General features: G+C 68.6%; 20 protein-coding genes. 9 read left to right on the top strand and 11 right to left on the bottom strand.

The annotated features are described in order from the left end of the window. Positions 1 to 4: 4 nt before the first annotated feature. The 3 genes from JNB_RS20570 to JNB_RS12975 form a co-directional block, all read right to left on the bottom strand. Positions 5 to 1,081, bottom strand: a complete 1,077-nt coding sequence (locus JNB_RS20570; RefSeq protein WP_148232419.1) for a PD40 domain-containing protein — start codon at positions 1,079 to 1,081, stop codon at positions 5 to 7. Positions 1,082 to 1,251: 170 nt separating this feature from the next. Next, positions 1,252 to 1,641, bottom strand: a complete 390-nt coding sequence (locus JNB_RS12980; protein WP_009776945.1) for a PPOX class F420-dependent oxidoreductase — start codon at positions 1,639 to 1,641, stop codon at positions 1,252 to 1,254. Positions 1,642 to 1,663: 22 nt separating this feature from the next. Next, the gene (locus JNB_RS12975) at positions 1,664 to 2,278 is read right to left on the bottom strand and encodes a LysE/ArgO family amino acid transporter (protein ID WP_009776944.1); all 615 of its coding nucleotides are present in this window, start codon (positions 2,276 to 2,278) and stop codon (positions 1,664 to 1,666) included. An 87-nt stretch (positions 2,279 to 2,365) separates the two neighbouring features. Between JNB_RS12975 and JNB_RS12970 the strand changes: the two genes are divergently transcribed. Next, positions 2,366 to 3,226, top strand: coding sequence for a LysR family transcriptional regulator ArgP (locus tag JNB_RS12970; protein ID WP_009776943.1), 861 nt, complete (start codon positions 2,366 to 2,368; stop codon positions 3,224 to 3,226). Positions 3,227 to 3,306: 80 nt separating this feature from the next. On the opposite strand, the gene JNB_RS20565 is transcribed toward JNB_RS12970, so the two are convergent. Further along, positions 3,307 to 6,327 (bottom strand): carboxypeptidase regulatory-like domain-containing protein, encoded by a 3,021-nt coding sequence (locus tag JNB_RS20565; RefSeq protein ID WP_083784484.1) that lies wholly within the window; start codon positions 6,325 to 6,327, stop codon positions 3,307 to 3,309. Positions 6,328 to 6,518: 191 nt separating this feature from the next. Between JNB_RS20565 and JNB_RS12955 the strand changes: the two genes are divergently transcribed. Then, positions 6,519 to 6,917, top strand: coding sequence for a hypothetical protein (locus JNB_RS12955; protein WP_148232418.1), 399 nt, complete (start codon positions 6,519 to 6,521; stop codon positions 6,915 to 6,917). A gap of 31 nt (positions 6,918 to 6,948) precedes the next feature. On the opposite strand, the gene JNB_RS12950 is transcribed toward JNB_RS12955, so the two are convergent. Beyond that, positions 6,949 to 8,067 carry a PLP-dependent cysteine synthase family protein gene (locus tag JNB_RS12950; protein WP_009776940.1) on the bottom strand — a complete coding sequence of 373 codons (1,119 nt, stop codon included), beginning with the start codon at positions 8,065 to 8,067 and terminating at the stop codon, positions 6,949 to 6,951. 97 nt (positions 8,068 to 8,164) lie between these two features. Next, positions 8,165 to 9,148 carry a hypothetical protein gene (locus JNB_RS20560; protein WP_009776939.1) on the bottom strand — a complete coding sequence of 328 codons (984 nt, stop codon included), beginning with the start codon at positions 9,146 to 9,148 and terminating at the stop codon, positions 8,165 to 8,167. 174 nt (positions 9,149 to 9,322) lie between these two features. Between JNB_RS20560 and JNB_RS12940 the strand changes: the two genes are divergently transcribed. The 3 genes from JNB_RS12940 to JNB_RS12930 all read left to right on the top strand — a co-directional run bounded on the left by JNB_RS12940 (position 9,323) and on the right by JNB_RS12930 (position 12,061). Then, the gene (locus JNB_RS12940) at positions 9,323 to 9,841 is read left to right on the top strand and encodes a peptidylprolyl isomerase (protein ID WP_009776938.1); all 519 of its coding nucleotides are present in this window, start codon (positions 9,323 to 9,325) and stop codon (positions 9,839 to 9,841) included. A 293-nt stretch (positions 9,842 to 10,134) separates the two neighbouring features. Further along, complete coding sequence (locus JNB_RS12935) at positions 10,135 to 11,121, top strand: IS481-like element ISJs1 family transposase (RefSeq protein ID WP_009776937.1); 987 nt, start codon at positions 10,135 to 10,137, stop codon at positions 11,119 to 11,121. A gap of 10 nt (positions 11,122 to 11,131) precedes the next feature. After that, positions 11,132 to 12,061 (top strand): rhomboid family intramembrane serine protease, encoded by a 930-nt coding sequence (locus JNB_RS12930; protein ID WP_148232417.1) that lies wholly within the window; start codon positions 11,132 to 11,134, stop codon positions 12,059 to 12,061. 268 nt (positions 12,062 to 12,329) lie between these two features. On the opposite strand, the gene JNB_RS12925 is transcribed toward JNB_RS12930, so the two are convergent. After that, on the bottom strand, positions 12,330 to 12,584 hold the full coding sequence (locus tag JNB_RS12925; RefSeq protein ID WP_009776935.1) for a cell division protein CrgA: 255 nt from the start codon (positions 12,582 to 12,584) through the stop codon (positions 12,330 to 12,332). 67 nt (positions 12,585 to 12,651) lie between these two features. Here JNB_RS12925 and JNB_RS12920 point away from each other — a divergent pair, with 67 nt between their 5' ends. Genes JNB_RS12920 through JNB_RS12905 form a run of 4 tightly spaced genes read left to right on the top strand, consistent with a single transcriptional unit; the run spans position 12,652 to position 15,051 of the window. Further along, positions 12,652 to 13,401 carry a DUF881 domain-containing protein gene (locus tag JNB_RS12920; RefSeq protein WP_009776934.1) on the top strand — a complete coding sequence of 250 codons (750 nt, stop codon included), beginning with the start codon at positions 12,652 to 12,654 and terminating at the stop codon, positions 13,399 to 13,401. Beyond that, entirely contained in the window at positions 13,398 to 14,129 is a 732-nt protein-coding gene (locus tag JNB_RS12915; protein ID WP_040883796.1) for a class E sortase, read from the top strand. Before JNB_RS12920 ends, JNB_RS12915 begins: the two co-directional genes overlap by 4 nt. After that, a complete protein-coding gene (locus JNB_RS12910; protein WP_009776932.1) occupies positions 14,129 to 14,341 on the top strand; it encodes a hypothetical protein in 213 nt (70 codons plus the stop codon). The genes JNB_RS12915 and JNB_RS12910 overlap by 1 nt, the downstream gene beginning before the upstream one ends. A 38-nt stretch (positions 14,342 to 14,379) precedes the next feature. Then, a complete protein-coding gene (locus JNB_RS12905) occupies positions 14,380 to 15,051 on the top strand; it encodes an aminodeoxychorismate/anthranilate synthase component II (protein WP_040884802.1) in 672 nt (223 codons plus the stop codon). Between the two features lie 186 nt (positions 15,052 to 15,237). Here JNB_RS12905 and pknB read toward each other — a convergent pair whose 3' ends face one another. The 4 genes from pknB to JNB_RS12885 are packed head-to-tail and all read right to left on the bottom strand — an operon-like array spanning position 15,238 to position 21,329. Next, positions 15,238 to 17,094 carry a Stk1 family PASTA domain-containing Ser/Thr kinase gene (gene pknB, locus JNB_RS12900; protein WP_009776930.1) on the bottom strand — a complete coding sequence of 619 codons (1,857 nt, stop codon included), beginning with the start codon at positions 17,092 to 17,094 and terminating at the stop codon, positions 15,238 to 15,240. A 7-nt stretch (positions 17,095 to 17,101) separates the two neighbouring features. Further along, positions 17,102 to 18,559 (bottom strand): penicillin-binding protein 2, encoded by a 1,458-nt coding sequence (locus JNB_RS12895; protein WP_009776929.1) that lies wholly within the window; start codon positions 18,557 to 18,559, stop codon positions 17,102 to 17,104. Then, positions 18,556 to 19,938: an FtsW/RodA/SpoVE family cell cycle protein gene (locus JNB_RS12890; protein ID WP_009776928.1), complete on the bottom strand. Its 1,383-nt coding sequence runs from the start codon at positions 19,936 to 19,938 to the stop codon at positions 18,556 to 18,558. Before JNB_RS12890 ends, JNB_RS12895 begins: the two co-directional genes overlap by 4 nt. Continuing rightward, on the bottom strand, positions 19,935 to 21,329 hold the full coding sequence (locus JNB_RS12885) for a PP2C family serine/threonine-protein phosphatase (protein WP_009776927.1): 1,395 nt from the start codon (positions 21,327 to 21,329) through the stop codon (positions 19,935 to 19,937). The genes JNB_RS12890 and JNB_RS12885 overlap by 4 nt, the downstream gene beginning before the upstream one ends. Positions 21,330 to 21,332 lie beyond the last annotated feature (3 nt).

Below are 21,332 nucleotides of genomic sequence, written 5' to 3'. Positions count from 1 at the left end.
CGCATCACTCCAGCGGCGCAGTGCCCCAGTCGACCTGGTGCTCGACGCCGCACTGATCGTTGACCCAGTGCGGGTTGGTTCCGTCGGCGTTCATGGCTTGCAGGCTGGTGCAGCCGAACGTGGGTGAGTACTCGTCGTGCGGGAAGAGGATGGTCGTTCCGTCCGGCGAGTACACGGGGTCGAAGCTGGCCTGGAAGGACCAGTTATCGCTGCGACCTCCCCGCAGACCGGTGTCCTGGCTCAGGGCTGTGATGCCGCCGCCGGTGGCGGGTACCCGAAGGACGCGCGACAATGACCCGGGGTCGTTGCCCATCTGCTCGAAGACGAGGTGGCGACCGTCGGGTGACCAGTCGGCGTCTCCCACCTTCTGTCCGGGAGCGACGACCTGACGGGCGTTCGCACCGTCGACACCGACGGTCCACAGGGCCGAGGTCTCGCCCTTCCAGCTCCACGGAGATCGGGTCGGTTTTCCTCCCTGGAAGAACGTGTACGCGAGTCGGGACCCGTCGGGCGAGAACCGTGGGGCATCGAGCCAGACCGATCGAGGTCCGGCTGGAAGGGCAACGATCCTGTGCAGGCCGGTGCCATCGGGGTGGATCGCGTAGATGCCCTGGGAGGTGGGGTAGTCACCACCATCGGTGGTGAAGGCTATCCAGCGGCCGTCGGGGGACCAAGTGGGCTGGCCCGCGAAGAAGCCGAGATTCGTCACCTGATGGACGTCGGTCCCGTCGGGGGCCATCGTGAAGATTTCCTTGAGATCACCGTTGGCCTCCGGCGCGAGCCGAGAGGAGTCGAAGGCCAGACGGGTGCCGTCGGGAGACCACGCCGCCCAGCTGTTGTCGAAGTCCCCGTCAGTGATCTTGTGCTGGGCGGTCAGATCCGGATTGGCCGTCCAGGTCTGCCAGTGCCCGGTGTCGTCCATGCGCATGAAGCTGATCCGACCGTTGACCCCCGGTGTCGTGCCCGCCGCACTCGGGGCCGTCATGCCCACCAGAGCAACGAGGACCAGGGCGGTGAGAGCGGAGGTGTCGGTCCGGCGCCCTGGACGTGCGCGGAACCACATGCTCGAACGGGGCCTCACGATCAGCTCCTTCTCCGTGACGTGGAGGGGTCCGCGGCGAGCACTCGAGCGAGTGTCGAGCCGCGCCTTTCAGCGTGATGGTCGTCCGGTTCGGCAGGCAATAGTCACTGAGAGCCAGCCCCGCATGTGCATGCCCCGCCTCAGCGCGCGGAATGACCCCACAGTCGCGCTCAGAGGTTGCCGAGGATGCGGGTGACGGCGATCTCGATGACGACACGCGTGGGGTTGATGCGCGGGGGCCTGTAGCGGGCCGCGTAGCGGGTCTCGGCATCGAGCACTGAGTCGGCATCGTCGAGGACTCGCGAGCGCCCTTCGAGGGAGAGCCAGCGCCGGCCCTCGACCTGACAGACCGCAGCCGTGCCTGACCGGCCCGCGTTGATCGCCTTCTGGGAGACGTCGTTCGTGATGACCCGCACGACCACGGCCTCGTTGTCCCAGGTGAACCCCACCGGCACCACGTGCGGCGAGCCGTCAGCCCGCAGCGTCGTGAGCGTTGCCAGGTGCCGCTCGGTCAGGAAGTCGAGGGCGTCAGCGGAGAGGTTGCGCGGGTCGAGGGCCACGTCGGGGAGTCTTCCACGTGGCTCAGAAGCTGGTACGCAGCAGCATCGCCGCAAGGGCAAACATGACGAGCCCGATCACGGTGTCGAGCACCCGCCACGTGCGCTGGTGAGCGAACCAGCGCGAGGCGAGGCGGGCGGCATACCCGAGAGTGGTGAACCACAGGATGCTCGCCGCCCCGGCACCCGCACCGAACCACCAACGGCCGGTGGGTCCGTAGGACGTGCTGAGGTTGCCGAGCATGAGGACCGTGTCGAGGTAGACGTGCGGGTTGAGCCAGGTCAGCGCGAATGCCGTTGCCACCGCGGACGTCTTGGCCGACGGCGCCCCGGCGACGAGCGTCTTCGGGTGCCGCGCCGCGAGGAGCGATCGCACCCCGAACCAGACAAGGTATGCCGCCCCGCCGACGGTCACGATGCGCAGGATCGTGGGGTGCCCCTGGACGAGCGCACCCACGCCGACAACCCCGGCGCCGATGAGGGCGAGGTCGCTGATCGCGCAGATCGCGACGACCAGGCCAATGTGCTGACGGGACACACCCTGGCGCAGGACGAAGGCGTTCTGGGCGCCGATGGCAACGATGAGGGAGAAGCCGGAAAAGAGGCCGGCGACGACTGCGGCAAGGATCGTGGTGTTCATTGCCCTCGACGCTAGAGGCGGGGAGGGGTGAAGGCCAGCGAAGGTTTCTCGGGTGTCCTTAGCAGTGCTTCATCGTAGGATCGGCCCGTGCACACCGACCAGCTCAGGGCCTTGCTCGCCGTTGTCGACACGGGGACGTTCGAGGCTGCCGCTCGCGAACTCCATGTCACCCCGTCGGCCGTGAGCCAGCGAATCAAGGCGCTCGAGCACTCGATGGGTCAGGTCGTGGTGCGACGCGGGCAGCCGTGTGCAGCAACGGCCGCCGGCGAGGTGCTCGTCCGACTCGCGCGCCAGCAGCACCTCCTTGAGCAGGAGGCGCAGGCCGCTCTCGACGAGTCGGCCGCCGCGACCGAGCTCCCCATTGCCGTCAACGCCGACTCGCTGGCGACGTGGTTCCGGCCGATCCTGCGTGAGGTGGCTGACTGGGACGGGGTCGTCCTCCGCCTCCATGTCGAGGACGAGGGCCACAGCCACGAGCTCCTGCGCGCCGGCACCGTGCTCGGCGCGATCACGTCGAACCCCGTTCCGGTGCAGGGGTGTTCGGTCGAGCGGATCGGTGGGATGCGATATCTCCCGGTCGCGACGCCCGAGCTGCGCGAGCAGTTTGCGTTGGGTCGAGGAGTCGACTGGGAGCGTATGCCGGTGCTCGAGTTCAACGACCACGACGACCTCCAGCGTGGTGTCCTTCGTGGGCGCGGCGTCGAGGGGGACCCGCCGACGCACCGCATCCCCTCGTCGGAAGCATTCGCCGAGGCGGTGCGGGCAGGGCTCGGCTGGGGCGCTCTGCCGACCGTGCAGTGCACCGACGACCTTGACGCAGGCAGGCTGGTCCGGCTCAGTGCTCGTGAGCACGTCGACGTCCCGCTCCACTGGCAGTCCTGGCGGCTGCGTTCCCCGCTCGTGGAACGCCTCACGGAAGCGATCCGACACCACGCCCCGACCCGCTGAGCCGGTCGGGGCGGGAATGACAGAAGGGCCCAACCTGGTGGTCGGGCCCTTCTGTCGTGCGGGTGATCACACCAACGTGGTCAGAGGATCGCCGTCGTCGCTGCCGAGGTCTTGGCGACCGAGGTGTAGCCGGTCTTCGTGCCCGTGACGCGGACCGTCATGGTCTTGCCCCGGTCGAGCGTCGTGAGCGCGAAGGTGCTCGCCGTGGCGCCGGTGATGGCGACGCCTGAGCGGTACCACTGGTAGGCCAGCGTCACCGGTGCCGGTCCCCACGTCCCGGGGACCGCCGTGAGGGTCGAGCCCACGGTCTTCGTCCCCGAGATCGTCGGTGTGGGAGCGGTCAGGGTGCCGGCCACGACGGCGGCGGTCGCCGCCGAGGACTTGGCCACCGAGGTGTAGCCGGTCTTCGTGCCCGTGACGGTCACCGTGATCGTCTTGCCGGTCTCGGAGCCCGTCAGCTTGTAGGTGCTCGCGGTGGCCCCGGTGATGGCGACTCCTGCCCGCTTCCACTGGTAGGCCAGCGTGACCGGTGCCGGTCCCCACGTACCCGGGTTGGCCGTCAGGGTGTAGCCCGCCTTGACCGTGCCGGTGATCGTCGGCGTTCCCGAGGTGAGGGCCAGGAGGACGGCCGTGGTGGCGGTGGACGTCTTGGCGACCGAGGTGTAGCCGCTCTTGGTGCCCGTGACGCGGACCGTCATGGTCTTGCCCCGGTCGAGCGTCGTGAGCGCGAAGGTGCTCGCCGTGGCGCCGGTGATGGCGACGCCTGAGCGGTACCACTGGTAGGCCAGCGTCACCGGTGCCGGACCCCACGTGCCGGGAACGGCGGTGAGGGTCGCGCCCACGGTCCTGGAGCCCGAGATGGTGGGCGTGGGAGCCGTGAGTGCGCCCAGCACTGCCGTCGTGGCCACCGAGGTCTTCGCGACCGAGGTGTAGCCCGTCTTCGAACCGGTGACACGGACCGTCATGGTCTTCGTCTGGTCGGTCGCCGTGAGCGCATAGGTGCTGGCCGTGGCGCCGGTGATGGCGACACCCGAGCGGTACCACTGGTAGGCCAGCGTGACCGGTGCCGGACCCCACGTGCCCGGAACGGCGGTGAGGGTCTGGCCCACCGTCTTGGACCCCGAGATGGTCGGAACCGGTGCAGTCAGCGTGCCCGCAGCGACGGCAGCCGTGGCCACCGACGTCTTGGCGGCCGTGGTGTAGCCCGACTTGGTGCCGGTCACCGTGACGGTGATCGCCTTGGCAGCGTCAGCGCCGGTCAGCTTGTAGGTGCTGGCGGTCGCGCCGGTGATGGCGACTCCGGCCCGCTTCCACTGGTAGGCCAGCGTGACGGGTGCCGGACCCCAGGTGCCGGGCACGGCGGTCAGGGTCGAGTCAACCTTGGCCGTGCCCGTGATCGTCGGGGTGGGTGCGGTGAGGGTGGCCAGCGGGGCCGTGACCGGACCGGCCGTGGCAACGAAGGCGGTGTCGTCGTTGCCCGCCGTGGTCCGCACGTAGTAGCGCACGGCGACGGTCTTGCCCACCATGGCCGGGGTCAGCGTCAGCGTCTTGTCGTAACCAGCCCCGACGCCATCGACCCGCCACTCGTAGCTGTCATAGTCGATCTCGGCACCGTTGGCGGGCGTGCCGTGAGTGGCGGTGAGGACCTGGCCCGACACGGGGCTACCCGTGATCGTCAGTGGCGACGTGAGAGTGACGCCGCCGGCACCCACGGTGCCGTACGGGCCGCCTGACATCTGGGCGGGGGCGTAGCCAGCGAGCGTCCCGGTGACGCGGATGGCGAGGTACTTGCCCTGGAGGTCTGCCGTCGGCGTGAACGTCGTTGCCGTCGCGCCGGCGATCGGCACGAAGGCCCAGTCGTTGGCCTCGTCGTACCAACCCCACTGGTAGGTCAGCTGGACCCCCGTGGGTCCCCAGGCACCGGGGTAGACCTTCAGTGGTGAGCCGACCTTCGAGGCACCATCGACCCAGGGCTCGCTCGCGGTGAGCGACTTGCCGAGGGTGGGCAGGGTGACGCTCAGGGTGCGCTGCAGGGGCGTCGTCGGCTGGGTGAAGATCGTCGCCGAGTCACTGTCCGCGGCGTTGTCCCAGCAGCGTGAGCCGTAGCGGACGTCGCGGTCGGGCGCCTCGGGACCGTAGTACGAGTCGGAGAAGCAGACCTTGTAGCGGCCTCCGGCCACGGTCTTCCAGAAGAACTGACCGTTCTCGTCGGTGATGAGGGGTCCGTACTGCGGGGTGTCCCACTTACCGGTGGTCGCGTTGTAGGTGTAGACGGTCCAGCCCACGCCCTGGATGGGGGCGCCCGCAGTGTCCACGGCCCGCCCGTAGAAGCCGGACGTCTGGGCCAGCTGGAAGTTCGCCGTCGTGACCGTCGGACCCGCCGGGAGAATCGGTGCAGGGGAGGGATAGGTCGGGGTGCTCTGGGCGGTGCCGTTCCAGTACTCAGCGGTCCACGTGTGCTGGTCCCACCCCTCGCGAGCGGTGATGTTCACCTTGCCCGGCATGACCTTGGACAGGGTGTAGTTGCCGGAGGCGTCGCTCGTGGTGCTGATGACCGAGCCGCCAGCAGAGGGTGCACTCTCGATGGTGATCCCGGGGATGGCCACACCGGCGGTGTCGGTGACCTTGCCCTTGACGGTGGCCCAGCGCGGCATGCGCATGTTGGCCGTCACGGGGGTCGTCGTGCTCACGACGATGGTCTTGGCGTCGCCGTGACCGTTGGCCTGGTCGTAGTACTGGTCCCCGTAGACGTCGCTGCAGGCCGTCGTCTGGCAGTTCGCCCACAACGTGTACTCGCCCGGCTCACCGACATCGATCGTGAAGCGACCCGTGGCGTCGGCCTCGCCGTAGATGTTGCGGTTGTCCGCCCAGTCGACCGGCTCGGCATACAGGTACGCGTCAGCGATCGGGACCGGGTTGCCCGCGGCGTCGAGGCCCGTGACGACTCCGGTGATGGTGTAGCCGGAGGCCGCCTGCGCGGGCGTGGCCGCGGCCACCGCGAAGGTGAGGCCGAAAATCGCGGTGAGCAGCAGGACGGCCAGCCGCCGCACCCGCTCGAGCCGCGGCATACGCCGCTTGGATGTATCAACAGACATGCTCATGGACAACTCCTAGGACGTGGCTGAACCGGTTTGGAGTCGTCAATCCGCATGAACGTGACCCCCCGCCGGAAATCGTAGCGGCCCACGCCCGGTGACGTTATGGCTCCAAGTTCATTGGCTGCACGCCTGAGCCGTGCTCAGGCGGCCTCGGTGTGGTCTGAGGGGGTTGCCAGAGCGGATAGGTTGCGAACATGAGCGAAGACTGCAGGCACGGTTTGAACCCCGAGTGGTGTGCATCGTGCCGAGGTGACGACGATCGTGCTCTGTCACCCACCGCAGGACGCAATGTCTTCGGCAACGGCATGCAGGCTCAGCTCGATCGCCTGTGCCGTCAGCTCGCCATCCCGACCGCGAAGGTCGGCGCCGACAGCACCCTGCCCGGCGAGGTCTTCGCCGCTGCGGCCAAGGCCTGTGGCGTCAAGGCCGGCACCATGCCCGAGACGGCTGCCCTCATCACGTCGAAGTCCGGCCTCAAGTGGACCCCCGCCTGTGACAATCGCACGACGGCCAAGGGTGGCGCGACGATGGTGACCCGTGAGGGTCTCGTCATGCTCAACAAGGCCGTCGCCGTCGTCCTCGCCAAGGCCTGACCCCAGCGCCACACGCAGCTCGACCAGGAACTCAGCCGATCCAGGTGCCGTCGTCCCACGCGGCGGCGAGCACCGCGGCATACGCCTCGAGGTCGTGACCCTTCTCGGTGACCCAGGCATCGTTGTTGTAGGTGTCCTCGTAGCGATCGCCGCGGTCGCACACCAGCGACACGATCGACCCGCGCTGCCCCGCGGACTGCATCTCAGCCGCCAGCTTGAGGGCGCCGTAGATGTTGGTGCCGGTCGAGGGACCAGCGTGTATGCCGGTCCGCTCGCGCAGGAATCGCGTCGCCGCGATCGATGCGGCGTCGGGCACGCCGAGCATCCGGTCGACGACGAGCGGCAGGAACGACGGCTCCAGCCGCGCCCGCCCGATGCCCTCGATGCGCGACGGCTCCAGCCGCGCTTCGCCATCGCGCTGCCACGCGGGCAGGAACGCGGAACGCTCCGGGTCGACGACGCACACCTGGGTGTCGAGCGCCTGGTAGCGCACGAACCGGCCGATCGTCGCTGACGTCCCGCCGGTCCCCGCGCCGACGACGATCCAGCTCGGGACCGGGTGCTCCTCCATCGCCATCTGCTCGAAGATCGACTCGGCGATGTTGTTGTTGCCGCGCCAGTCGGTCGCCCGCTCGGCGTTGCTGAACTGGTCGAGATAGATGCCGCCCGCGGCATCGGCCAACCGCCGCGCCTCGTCATAGACCGTCGTGGGGTCATCGACGAGGTGGCACGTGCCGCCCTCGCGCTCGATGAGCTTGATCTTGGCGGGCGACGTCGACGACGCCATCACCGCGACGAACGGCACCCCGAGCATGCGTGCGAAGTGCGCCTCGCTCACGGCCGTTGATCCCGACGACGCCTCGACGACCGTGGTGCTCGGCCCGATGAGCCCGTTGCACAGGCCGTAGAGGAACAGCGAGCGCGCCAACCGGTGCTTGAGCGAACCGGTCGGGTGCGTCGACTCGTCCTTGAGATAGAGGTCGACGCGCCCACAACCGGGCAGGTGCACCTTGATGAGGTGGGTGTCGGAGGTGCGCGTCGCGTCGGCTCGCAGCTTGCGGATGGCGTCGCGCACCCAGGCCCGGTCGGGCTCGGTCCGCAGTCCCGTGTCGACGAGGGGCGCAGGGACGGGCGAGGTCGGCGATGACATGGCGCTCAACCTATCGGCGGCTGTTCACAAACCAAACGCGAGGCGGTATGCCGGGTGAGTGCCCGGCATACCGCCTCGCGTTCGTGGACCCGAAGGGTCAGGCCTTGTCGTGGCCCTGGTCGATGTGGGGGGTCGAGAGGTCAGCGCCCTCGGACGTGCCCGACGTGGCGGGAGCGGAGCCCTCGGCCCATTCGCCGGCACTGGACCAGGCGTCGCCCTCGACGGACTCGGTCGTGGGCTCGCCACCGAACTCCGAGGCCTTCGCTTCGTCGGTCAGCTCGTCGACCTTGTCAGCGGCCTTGTCCTTGGCGTCGGTCGCCTTGTCCTTGACCTCGGCGGCCTTGTCGGACGCGGCGTCCTTGGCCTCGGCGGCCTTCTCCTTGACGGCCGAACCCGCAGCAGCAGCCTTGTCCTTGGCGGCGGCGGCGAGGTCGGTCACCTTGTCGCTGACCGACGCACCGTTGGTCGCGCCGTGACCGCCAACGGTCGAGGCACGGCCACCGGCCGGCGGCGTGTAGGCGCCCGCAGTAGCCCACGGGTCCTTCTTCTGCGTCGACTTCTTCCAGGCGAGGGCCGCGGCACCCGCTGCGAGGAGGCCGAGGACGAGGAAGCCCTTGCCGCCACGCTTGCTCTGCTTGGCGACGGCATCGCCCTTGAGCACGTGGTACGCGTCGGGCGCACGGTCGGCGGCCTCGGACGCAGCGCCCTTGGCTGCGGCGGCACCGGCGACGACGGTCGCGAGGGCGGACGCCAGCTTGGGGACGATGTCGTCGATGAAGGTGTCCTTGGCGTCCTGGACCTTCGGCGCGAGGTGGTCAGCGGCTTCCTGGACGCGCGGGGCGGCCTGGTCGGCGTAGGCACGAGCCGTGTCGCGAGCGCTCTCGACGTGCGGTGCAGCCTTGTCGCGGAGGTCGGCGACGCGGGGGCCGGCCTTGTCCTTGAAGTCGGCAACGCGCGACGTGAAGTCTGCGGCGGTGGACTGTGCCGCCGACGTGGCGTCGGATGCGGTGGAGGCGGCGGTTTCGACGCGAGCGGCAACGGCTTCGCGCGCCTGCTCGGTCTTGCTCTTGGTGCGGAACACAGCGTTCTCCTATCGATGAACGAATGAACGATTGCTTCCATCAAACACTGTTTCCGCTGGTCATGACAGTTGGGGTGCCCCCGAAGACCACATCGTGGGTATGCCGCCCGCCCGCCTCCGCGACCCTCTCACCTGCGCATTTGCTCACCTGTCGAGCGGCCCTAGAGTGGAGGCATGAAGGCATCTCTCAAGACCAACCACGGCACCATCAACCTGAACCTCTTCGCGGACCAGGCTCCCAAGACGGTCAAGACCATCACGGGTCTCGCCACCGGCGACCTCGAGTACAAGGACGACGCGGGTCGCACCAACCCCGACCGCTTCTATGACGGTCTGATCTTCCACCGCATCATCCCGGGCTTCATGATCCAGGGCGGCGACCCGCTCGGTCAGGGCTTCGGTGGCCCCGGCTTCGCGTTCGACGACGAGATCCACCCCGAGCTCCAGTTCGACCGCCCCTACCTCCTCGCCATGGCCAACGCCGGCAAGCAGATGGGCAAGGGCACCAACGGCTCGCAGTTCTTCATCACCGTGACGAAGACGCCTCACCTCAACGGCAAGCACACCATCTTCGGTGAGGTCGCCGACCAGGAGAGCCGCGACGTCGTCGACAAGATCGCGGCCGTCCAGACCGGTGGCCAGGACAAGCCCCGCGAAGACGTCGTCATCGAGAGCTTCGACATCGAGGCCTGAGCACGCCTGCGCCCCCACGCGGGAGTTCGACTTCGTGCCCCGCACGGACACAACGACGGAGGCCTTCGGCCGACGGATCGTGTCCGTGCGGGGCACGAAGTCGTTTTCGGGGGCGGTGGTTCGTCGCGAGCCGGTGCCGCGTTCAGGGAAGGTCCAGAGTGCGCCACTAGATGTACTGACCCGACAGGTTGGTTGAGTGATTGCGATCCGCTGATCTGATCAGTGGCGCGGGAAGGGCCTCCCGCGGTGGAGTGGAACTGCCAAGTCACCACTGCCACACACAGGAGGCCCTCATGTCCCACGCTAACGCCGCTCTGACGGTTCGTCACCGGCTCAAGGTCGCTCAGCTCGTCGTCGATCAGCGAGTCCCGATCAGCGAGGTCGCGGCACGATTCCAATGTTCCTGGCCGACGGTGAAGCGATGGGCCGATCGGTACGCCGCTGGTGAACCGATGAGCGACCGCTCGAGCCGTCCACACGCGATGCCCGCCAAGACGTCTCCCTCGACGACGAAGCGGATCGTGTCGTTGCGGCTGCGCAAACGGTTGGGCCCGGTCCAGCTCGCCGCACACGTGGGGGTTGCACCCTCCACAGTGCACCGGGTGCTCACCAGGTGCCACCTCAACCGGTTGGCGCACGTCGACCGTGCCACCGGGGAGCCGGTGCGCCGTTACGAGCACGAGCGCCCCGGGGACATGCTGCACGTGGACGTCAAGAAGTTCGGAAACATCCCCGACGGTGGCGGGTGGCGCTTCGTGGGCCGAGCCCAAGGCGGGAAGAACCGGGCAGGCACCCCGGGCAAACCGAGGAACAAGCATTACCAGCCGAAGATGGGCCACGCGTTCGTGCACACCGTCATCGATGACCACTCTCGTGTGGCCTACGCCGAGGTCCACGACAACGAAACCGCCGTGACCGCCACTGGTGTCCTACGCCGCGCCGTCGCCTGGTTCGCTGTCCGTGGCATCACCACACGCAGAGTCCTGTCCGACAACGGATCCGCCTACATCTCGCACCTGTGGCGCGACGTGTGCGCCGAGCTCGGGATCAAGCACTCCCGCACCCGACCCCGCCGTCCGCAGACCAACGGCAAGATCGAACGCTTCCACCGCACCATGGCCGACGGGTGGGGATACGCCCGCTGCTACACCTCAGAAACCGAACGACGCCAAGCTCTGCCAGCATGGCTCCACGAGTACAACCACCACCGACCCCACACCGCCTGCGGGAACAAGCCACCCATCACCCGCTTAACCAACCTGTCGGGTCAGTACAACTAGACTCGGGACGGTGAGCGAGCCCACGGCATACCCACAGTCCAATGCCCCGGACGAGGTGCCGGTCTGCCCGCGCCACACCGACCGCGTCTCCTACGTCCGCTGTCAACGGTGCGGACGACCGGTCTGCCCCGAGTGCCAGCGCCCGGCCGCGGTCGGGGTGCAGTGCGTCGACTGTGTCCGTGAGGGTGCGAAGACGATCCGGCAGGGCCGCACGATCTTCGGTGGAGACGTTGCTGCGATCGGTGGACGTCCGCTCGTCACGCTGACGATCATCGGGATCTGCGTGGCCGTGTTCGTCGGGCAGATGGCGATACCGAGCCTGACCGACGACGTGGCGTTCGCGCCCTACCTGGGTGACACGCAGCCGTGGCGGTTCCTCACGTCGGCGTTCGCGCACGCCCCGAACAACTTCCTCCACATCGGCTTCAACATGTGGGCGCTGTGGATGATGGGCCAGTACCTCGAGCCGATGCTCGGTCGGGCCAGGTTCGCGGCGCTCTATCTGATCAGCGCGTTCGGTGGGTCGGTCGTCTACCTGCTCCTCGCGTTCCCCCACTCGATCGCGCAGCTCAACAACCGCGACTACGGCCCGTGGGAGACCGCGGCGGTCGGGGCGTCGGGTGCTGTGTTCGGGCTCTTCGGTGCGTTCCTCATCCTGCAGCGCCGGCTCGGCCGGTCTGCCGCCACGATGTACGCGACGATCGCCATCAATGCCGTCATCGGGTTCGTCGTCCCCGGCATCGCCTGGCAGGCCCATCTCGGCGGGTTCCTCGTCGGCATCGCGTGCGCTGCGGTCTTCGCCTACCTGGGAAAGCGTCCCGAGGTCGGGGGCACGCAGCGGGCGAGCTTCGCCATCCACTGGATCGCTCTCGCCGGCATCACGGTGCTGCTCGTCGTGCTCGCGGTGGCCAAGTACGCGGTCACCACCTCCCCCATCTGACCGCCCGCCCCTTCGACGTCGTGCCCCGCACGGACACGCCCCCTCGGCCGAAGGCCTCCTTTTGCGTGTCCGTGCGGGGCACGAAGTCCGCTCAGGGCCTGTGGATTACATCGATGTCATTCATCCACATTGGGGACAACCCCTGTGGACAACTCTTGGATATCCACACACTTGTCCACACGGCATACCCCGATCGAGGCAGTGAACACAGCGAAACGGCCCCTGACCACGAAGGTCAGGGGCCGTTCAGCGTGGGTGAGGCGCGGCGTCAGCGCCAGCGCGTCGTCATGAGGAAGCCAGCCATCATGAACCCGAATCCGACGCCGAGGTTCCAGCGGTGGAGCGAGGGAACAGGGAACTCGTTGGAGCCGGAGATGTAATAGGTCACGACCCACAGGAGCCCGATGACCATCAGCGCGAGCATGAGCGGCACGAACCAGCGCGGGTTGGGCTTGGTGACGCGGCTCTGCGCCGTGCGGGGCGGCGTGTATGCGGGCTTTGAGCGGCCCTTGGACTCTGGCACGGACTGTCTCCTTGGCGTGTGGTGTCGTGGCCTAGCGTAGAGCCTGAACAGGAAGAGGTGTGGACCCGTGGTGCGAGGCAAGGCGTTCCTCACGACACGACCCGGCCCATGGTCGGTGCTCGTGCCGATCGTGGCCGTCATCGCGGGCATCCTCTTTGCCACGAGCGGGACCGCCGCACAGGGCCGCAGCCTGCGCTCCGACGCTGCCGGACTGCCCGACATCATCCGCGAGAAGACGCAGGACAACGCGCGGATGACCGGGGACCTGCAGAAGCTCACGAACGAGGTCGACCAGCTCACCCACGACGGGGCCCCGGGCAACGCGGCCGTCGAAGGACTCGAGCGCAAGGCCGATGCCCTCGGCGTCAGCGCCGGTCGCACCGCCGTGCAGGGTCCGGTCGTCGAGGTCCAGCTCGACGACTCCAAGCTGCCCACCGACCGGATCCCCGAGAACCTCGGCGTCGACTCCGTCGTCGTCCACCAGCAGGACGTCCAGGCCGTCGTCAACGCGTTCTGGGCCGGCGGTGCCGAGGCGATGATGATCCAGGACCAGCGGATCATCGCGACGAGTGCCGTCCGCTGTGTCGGCAACACCCTCATCCTCCAGGGCCGCGTCTATTCGCCGCCCTACCGCATCCGCGCCATCGGCGACCCGGCCAGGTTGCGCGACATCCTGAACCAGTCGCCCGAGATCCAGATCTACCAGGAGTACGTCAAGGCGGTCGGCCTGGGCTACGAGGTGACGACGCACGAACGACAGGAGTTCCCGGCATACGCGGGCTCGATCACGCCCGAGCACGCCACGGTGACGAAGTGAGCGGACCACGTCACCGGCACCGCCAGGAACGACGTGGGGGCGGGGTCCTGGGGGTTGTCGGCGAGCTGGTCATGACGCTCGGGGTCCTGGTCCTGCTCTTCGTCGTGTGGCAGGTGTGGTGGACCGATGTCCAGTCCGACAAGGTCCACGCCGCCACGGTGTCGACCCTGTCGCGAGAGTTCGCAGCGGCTCCGGCGCCCGGTGCCGCAGCCGGTTCGGGTGCGGCGAAGGTCCCGGACGGGGCGTTCGCGATCGTGCGGGTGCCGCGTTTTGGCGCCGACTACGCGCGTCCGTTGGTCGAGGGCACCAGTGCCAAGCAGCTGGCGGAAGGCCTCGGGCACTACACGGGGACAGCCGGTCCCGGTGAGGTCGGCAACTTCGCCATCGCCGGGCACCGCACGACCTACGGCAAGCCACTCAGCGAGATCGACCGCCTGAAGAATGGCGACCGGATCATCGTCGAGACCGCCGCCGGATGGACCGTGTATGCCGTGTCGAGCCACGAGATCGTCCGCCCCTGGCAGTCCGAGGTCATCGCCCCCGTCCCCGGCGATCGCAGCGCCAAGCCGACCAAGCGCCTACTGACCTTCACGTCCTGCCACCCGAAGTTCAGCGCCAAGCAGCGCTGGGTCGTGCACGCCGAACTCGTCGAGTCCCGCACCCGCGCCCAGGGCGCGCCCTCGCTCGCCGTCTCGGTGCCGGCTGCACCGGCGAACGGAGCAAGCTGATGTATGCCGCCCTCTGGCGTGTGCTTCCCGGTCCCGTCGCGCTCAAGGCCCTGCTGCTCGTGGCTTTGTTCGCGGGCGTCGTCGTGGTGTGCTTCGAGTGGGTCTTCCCACTGGTCGCATCTTGGCTGCCCTACGACGAGACCACCGTTGGTACTGACACTGGTGCCAGTGCCCTTCTGCCCCAGCTGTCTTCGCACCGTGAGGTCCTGTGATGAACGCCACCAACGCACCTGATGCCCCGACTGCCCCGATGTCCCCAGCTGCCCCGACCAGTCGGATCCTCGTGATCGACAACTACGACTCGTTCGTGTTCACGATCGTGGGCTACCTCGAGCAGCTCGGCGCGGAGTGCACCGTCGTTCGCAACGACGCGATCGCCCCTGCTGACGGCGCCGACTTCGACGGGGTGCTCGTCTCACCCGGGCCGGGCACGCCCGAGGAGGCCGGTGTCTCGATGGCGATGATCGAGGCGTGTGGCGAGCGGTCGCAGCCCATGCTCGGCGTGTGCCTCGGGCACCAGGCCCTCGGTGTCGTGGCCGGCGGCGTGGTCGGTCGCGCACCCGAACTGCTCCACGGCAAGACCTCTCTGGTGCACCACTCGGGCGAGGGTGTGCTGGCCGGATTGCCGACGCCGTTCACGGCGACGCGCTATCACTCGCTGACGATCGACCCGCCGTCCCTGCCTGACTCGCTCATCGGCACCGGTCACACCGAGAGCGGCATCATCATGGCTGTCCAGCACCGCGACCTGCCCCTGCACGGGGTGCAGTTCCACCCCGAGTCCGTCCTGACACAGGGTGGTCACCGGCTCCTCGCCAACTGGCTCGAGGTGTGCGGCGACGCGGGCGCGGTCGAGCGTTCCCACGGGCTGAGCCCGCTGGTGCACGACGGCGCCGACGTCGCCGCCAAAGTCACCGGCTGAATCGACTTCGTGCCCCGCACGGACAAGCGATGGGCCTTCGGCCGGGGGGCGTGTCCGTGCGGGGCACGAAGTCGGGCCGCGTTGTGTCCGTGTGGGGCACGAAGTCGGGTCGCGTTGTGTCCGTGTGGGGCACGAAGTCGGGCCGCGTTGTGTCCGTGCGGGGCACGAAGTCGGAGTGGGTCAGCCTCAGCCGGGGAGGCTGATCGAGACCGACGGGCTCGGGCTCGGGCTGGGGGTCACCGATGGAGAGGGTGAGGTCGACGGGCTTGGCGTGGTGGTGACCGGGGGCGGCGGCGCCTTCTGGGCGACGTAGATCGTCACGACCGAGCCGACGGCGACCTTCTCGTCCTTGGCGGGGTCCTGGTCGACGACCGTGCCGACCTTGGCCCGCGAGGTCTGCCGGTACTCCGTCTTCGGGGTGAGCCCCATCGAGGACAGGAGTACGGAGGCTTCGTCCTGGGTCTTGCCCGTCACATCAGGCACGACGACCAGGCCCGTGGCAACACTGATGTTGACGATGGACCCGGGCGGGCGCGAGACCCCGACCGCCGGATCGCTGGACACGATCTTGTCCTTGGGCTGGTCGTCGGTGTCGACCTTGGTGGTCGTCCCCAGTGCGAGCTTGGCCGTCTTCAGGGCGTCGGTCGCCTCGGCCACGGTCATGCCCCTGAGATCGGGGACGGTCACGGCATTGGGACCGGTCGAGATGACGATCTTGACCTTCGTGAGGTCCGGGTCGACGCGTGTGCCAACGGAGGGGGTCTGGCTGATGACCGAGTCCTCCGGCACCGTGTCGCTCTTGGCCGTGGTCTCGGTGAAGCCGAGCTTGGCGTCGCTGAGCAGCTTGAGGGCGGTGGCCCGAGGCTTGCCCTCGAGGGCAGGCACGGCGACCTTGCTGGCCTCTGCGCGCATCTGGAGGTACTGCTGCCCCCCGAAGCCGAGCAGGGCCAGCACAGCGATGATGCCGACCGTGAGCATGACGTAGGTCGCGCCACGGCGCCGACCCCGCTCCGCCGGGTCCACCGCGGCGGGGAACGTCGAGGTCGTCGACCCGGGCGAAGGCCCGGGTGAGCCGTCCTTGGGACGGGTGGTGGCGGCATACACCTCGGTGGGTTCTGAGGTGCTGATCGCAGCGGGACCGGCGGCGAGGGCCGCGAGCGATGCCATCGCAGCCGCGCTGATCGGGCGGCCGAGGCGGGCGGCCTGGAGGTCGTTGCGGAAGGCTCCGGCGTCCTGGTAGCGCTTCTCGCGGTCCTTGGCGAGGGAGTGGAGGACGACTGCGTCGAGCTCCTCGCTGATGCTCTCCTCGCGCACCGACGGCGCGACCGGCTGCTCGCCGACGTGCTGATAGGCGACGGAGACGGGGCTGTCGCCGACGAACGGCGGGCGGCCGACGAGGAGCTCGTAGAGCATGCAGCCGGCGGAGTAGAGGTCGGAGCGCGCGTCGACACTCTGCCCCTGCGCCTGCTCGGGTGAGAGGTACTGCGCGGTGCCGATGACGGCCTGCGTCTGCGTCATCGTGGCGGCGGTGTCGGCGATGGCCCGGGCGATGCCGAAGTCCATGACCTTGACAGTGCCGTCCTTGGCGATCATGACGTTGGCCGGCTTGATGTCGCGGTGGACGATGCCCATGCGGTGGCTGTAGGCGAGGGCGTCCAGGACACCCTCGGTGACGCGCGAGGCTTCTTCGGTGGGGAGCCGGTCGCGCTCGGTGAGGATCTCGCGCAGCGTGCGCCCCTGGACGTACTCCATGACCATGTAGGGCACGGCAACCTTGGCGCCGCCGGACTCGATGGAGTGGTCCTCACCCGAGTCGTAGACGGCCACGATGGAGGCGTGGTTGAGCCCGGCCGAGGACTGAGCCTCGCGCCGGAACCGCTTGATGAAGGACTGGTCGCGCGCCAGATCGCTGCGCAACATCTTGATCGCGACCTGACGTCCCAGACGGGTGTCGTGGCCGAGATGCACCTCGGCCATGCCACCACGGCCGATGAGTTCCCCCACTTCGTAGCGGCCCCCGAGCAGCAGGGGATCCTCGCTCATTGCTTCCTCACTTCTTCAGTCCTGCTTCGAGCATGGCCTTGGCGACGGGGCCGGCCACGGCGCCACCACCACGGGCTTCACTGTCGGGGTCTCCGCCGTTCTCGACGACGACGGCGACAGCGATCTGCGGGTCATTGGCGGGTGCGAACCCGGTGAACCAGGCGTGGGCCCGGGCCTTCCCGTCGGTCTCGGCGGTGCCGGTCTTGCCGGCGACGCGCACCCCGTCGATCTGAGCGGGCTTGCCACTGCCGTTCTCGACGACGGCTTCCATCATCTCGGTGAGCTGCGCGGCGACCTCGGGGGTCACGGCCTCGGAGAGCTGCGCGGGCTCGGCGCGCTCGATGACGCTGAGGTCGCTCGAGAGGACCGACTTCACGAGGTAGGGCTTCATGACGACACCGTGGTTGGCGACGGCTGCGCTGAGCATCGCGACCTGGAGCGGCGTGACGCGCACGTCGTACTGACCGACCGCCGACTGCGCAAGCTGCGGTTGGTTGAGCTCGGCGGGAACGCTGCTCGGGGTGACCCTCATCGGGATCGAAAGCTGGTCTCCCACACCGAATTTCGCCGCCTGGTCACGCAGGGCGTCGGCACCGAGCTGGAGGCCGAGGTAGCCGAACGCGCTGTTGCAGGAGATCTCCATCGCGTGCAGGAACGTCGTCTTGTCGTCGGCGCCGCACGACTTCTTGCCGATGTTGGGCAGGCCGACGGTCGTCTGGGGCAGGTCGAGCACGGCCGGGCCGGGCAGCTCGGTGTCGGGCTGGAACTTCCCGCTCGACAGTGCCGCGGCGGCCGTGACGATCTTGAACGTCGAGCCCGGCGGGTAGAGGTCGCCGGCGATGGCGCGGTTGGCGAGCGGCTTGTCCTTGTCGGTGTTGAGAGCCTTGTAGGACGCGTTGAGCTTGGTGAGGTTGTGGGTCGACAGGTCGGCCGGGTTGTAGCCGGGGTTGCTCACCATGGCGAGGATCTCGCCGGTCGACGGGTTGACCGCGACCGCTGCTCCCTTGCGACCGTCGAGGGCCTTGATCGCGGCCGCCTGCACGTTGGCGTCGATGGTCAGCTCGAGGCTGGCACCGCTGGTCTTGCGGCCGGTGAAGAAGTCGGAGACACGGCGGAAGGCGAGCTTGTCGCTGCTGCCGGAGAGCAGACCGTTCTCGGCCTGCTCGAGGCCGCCGCCCGCGCCATAGAACGAGTAGTAGCCGGTGATGTGTGCGTATGCCGCGCCGCCGGGGTAGGTGCGCAGCCACTTGTATTCGTCGCTGGCCGGGACCGACTTCGCGATGGCGGTGTCGCCGACGAGGATCTGGCCGCGCTCACGGGCGTAGCTGCTGAGCAGGGTGCGCCGGTTGTCCGGGCGGGCGTTGAGGTCCTTGGCGTAGACGAACTGGATGAGCGTCGTCGACACCAACAGCGTGGCGAAGAGGAAGGCGACGACGAAGGAGAGGCGGCGGATCGGTGAGTTCATCGCACCTTCACCACCTGGGTCTGGTCTTGGGAAGCAGGACGGGGAGCCTCTGGGTCGGGGACAGGTCGACGCGCGTGGTCACTGATGCGGAGCAGGATCGCCACGAGCGTCCAGTTGGCAAGGAGGGAGGAGCCGCCCTGGGAGAGGAACGGCATCGTCAGGCCGGTGAGCGGGATGACGCGCGTGACGCCACCGACGACGACGAAGCACTGCAGCGCGAGGGAGAACGCGAGGCCTGAGGCGAGTAGCTTGCCGAACCCGTCGCGGGCGCCGATCGCGGTGCGCAGGCCGCGCTCGATGAGCAGCACGTAGAGGATCAGGAGGGCGAAGAGCCCGACGAGGCCGATCTCCTCACCGAAGCTCGGGATGATGAAGTCGCTCTCGGCGAAGTAGGTGAGGTCGGGGCGTCCGCGGCCGAGTCCGGTGCCGAACATGCCGCCGGACGCCATGCCCATGACGCCCTTGGCCAGCTGGTCCGAGATGTTGAGGGCCTCGGTGCTGAACGTGTCGAGCCAGAGGATGACGCGTCGCTGCACGTGGTCGAACAGCATGTTGGCGACGTAGCAGCCCACGCAGAAGAGCAGCATGCCGATGGCGACCCACGAGGTGCGTTCGGTCGCGACGTAGAGCATGGCGACGAAGAGGCCGAAGAACAGCAGTGAGGACCCGAGGTCCTTCTCGAGGACGAGCACGCCGACGGACAGCATCCAGGCCACGAGGATGGGGCCGAGGTCGCGGGCCCGGGGCAGGGTGAGGCCGAGGATGCGGCGACCGGCGACCGAGAGGGCGTCGCGGGTCTGCACGAGGTAGCCGGCGAAGAAGATCGCGAGGACGAGCTTGGCGATCTCACCGGGCTGGAACGAGAAGGGGCCGAGCCTGATCCAGATGCGGGAGCCGTAGTTCTCGATCCCGAGGCCCGGCACGAGGGGCAGGAGGAGCAGCCCGAAACCGAGCGCCCCCGCAAGGTAGGTGTAGCGGCGCAGGATGCGGTGGTCGCGCAGGATGATGAGCGCCGCGATCGCGAGGCCGGCGCCGAGCGCGCTCCACATGAGCTGGCGCAGGGCCAGCCCCTCGGCGAGGTCCTTGCCATGAGCCAGGTCGAGGCGGTTGATCATGACGAGCCCGAGACCGTTGAGCAGCGTGGCGATCGGGAGGATCAGCGGGTCGGCATACGGTGCGCGCCAGCGCATCACGAGGTGGAAGACGGCCGTGATGATGGCGAAGCCGGAACCCACGGCGACGAGGCTCGGCGGGATCGCACCCTCGACCGCGATGCCGACGTTGACGTAGGCGAGCACGACGATGCCGACCGCGAAGACGAGGAGCGCGAGCTCGACGTTGCGGCCCTTGCGGGAGGCGAGTGAGGAAACCGTCGTCATGCGTTGGGACTGATGGTCGGTGACGGGGAACCGCTGGGAGTGACGCCGGGGGTGCCGGTGGGAAGCGGACCCGTGGGGCTGACGGTGGGAGAACCGCTCGGGGTGGGCGTGGGAGTCGGCGTCGTCCAGGTGGAGGGCACCGTCGCGCACGAGCGGCCGAGGGACTTCGCGTAGCGGCACGCCTGGGCCTGCACCTCGAGGTTGCGGACGAGGGCGGCGGCGTCGGAGCGCGTCTCCATCGTGATGCCACGGTCGAGCTGCCCGCGATAGAAGTCGGGGAGGTCGTCGACGTCGATGCCGCTCGTGGTCTCGGCCTGCGACAGGTCCAGCGGGCCGAGGGTCTGGTCGACGCCCTTGAAGACCGCGACGCGGCCGTCGTTGACGCCGACGTAGAACTGGGCCTGCGACCACGAGTAGGCGGCATACCCGCCACCCACGAGCAGGATCGCGGCGACGAGGGCGACGCCGAGCGTGCGCAGGATCGTGGTCGTGCGACTGCGCGAGCCTTCGTCGGCGAGCTCGATGTCGTCGTCGGCCGAGCCACCGCTCGCCTCGTGGGACAGGGCGGCCGCCTTGGCGGCGGGTGTGACGGGGATCGGGCGGGTGTGGCGGCGGATCGCGGCCGCGGCCCCGACGATCTGGGGCGAGTCGCTGGGCACGAACTGGGTCATGTCGACGACGTCCCCGATGACGACGGTGACGTTGTCCGGCGCCCCAGCACGCAGGGCGAGCTGGACGAGGCGTTCGGCGCAGTCGCCGGGCTTGCGCTCGGTCGTGAGGATCTCGTCGATCGTGTCGCGGGCGACGTAGTCGGACAGGCCGTCTGAGCAGATGAGGTAGCGGTCGCCGACGATCGCCTGACGCACGACGACGTCGGGCTCCTCACCCTCGGCGCCGGTGAGGACGCGGGTCACGAGGGAACGCTGCGGGTGGGTTGATGCCTCCTCGGGAGTGAGGCGGCCCTCGTCGACGAGGGACTGGACGAAGCTGTGGTCCTTGGTGATCTGGCTGACCTCGCCACCGCGGACGACGTAGGCACGGGAGTCGCCGATGTGCGCGAGGACGAGCTTGTCGCGGGCACGCAGGATGGCGATGAGCGTGGTGCCCATGCCGTCGAGGTCGGGGTCGTCGTGGGCGAGCTGGCCGAGCTCGGTGTTGGCGGCGGTGATCCGGCGCAGCAGGGTCCGGGTCGCGTCGACGCCCGAGAACGACTCACCGTCGAGCCCGACGAGCGCGCCGAGGATCGCGGACGAGGCGACGTCGCCACCGGCGTGACCACCCATGCCGTCGGCCATCGCGAGAAGGTGCGGGCCGGCATACCCGCTGTCCTCGTTGTTGGTTCGCACCATCCCGACATCGGAGCGGGCGGCGAAGTGGAAGGCGATCGCCATGCG

This window comes from Janibacter sp. HTCC2649 (assembly GCF_000152705.1).
Classification (GTDB): Bacteria; Actinomycetota; Actinomycetes; order Actinomycetales; family Dermatophilaceae; genus Knoellia.
The sequence above is the reverse complement of the archived record's forward strand: the minus strand, read 5'-3'. Positions and strand labels throughout refer to the sequence as shown.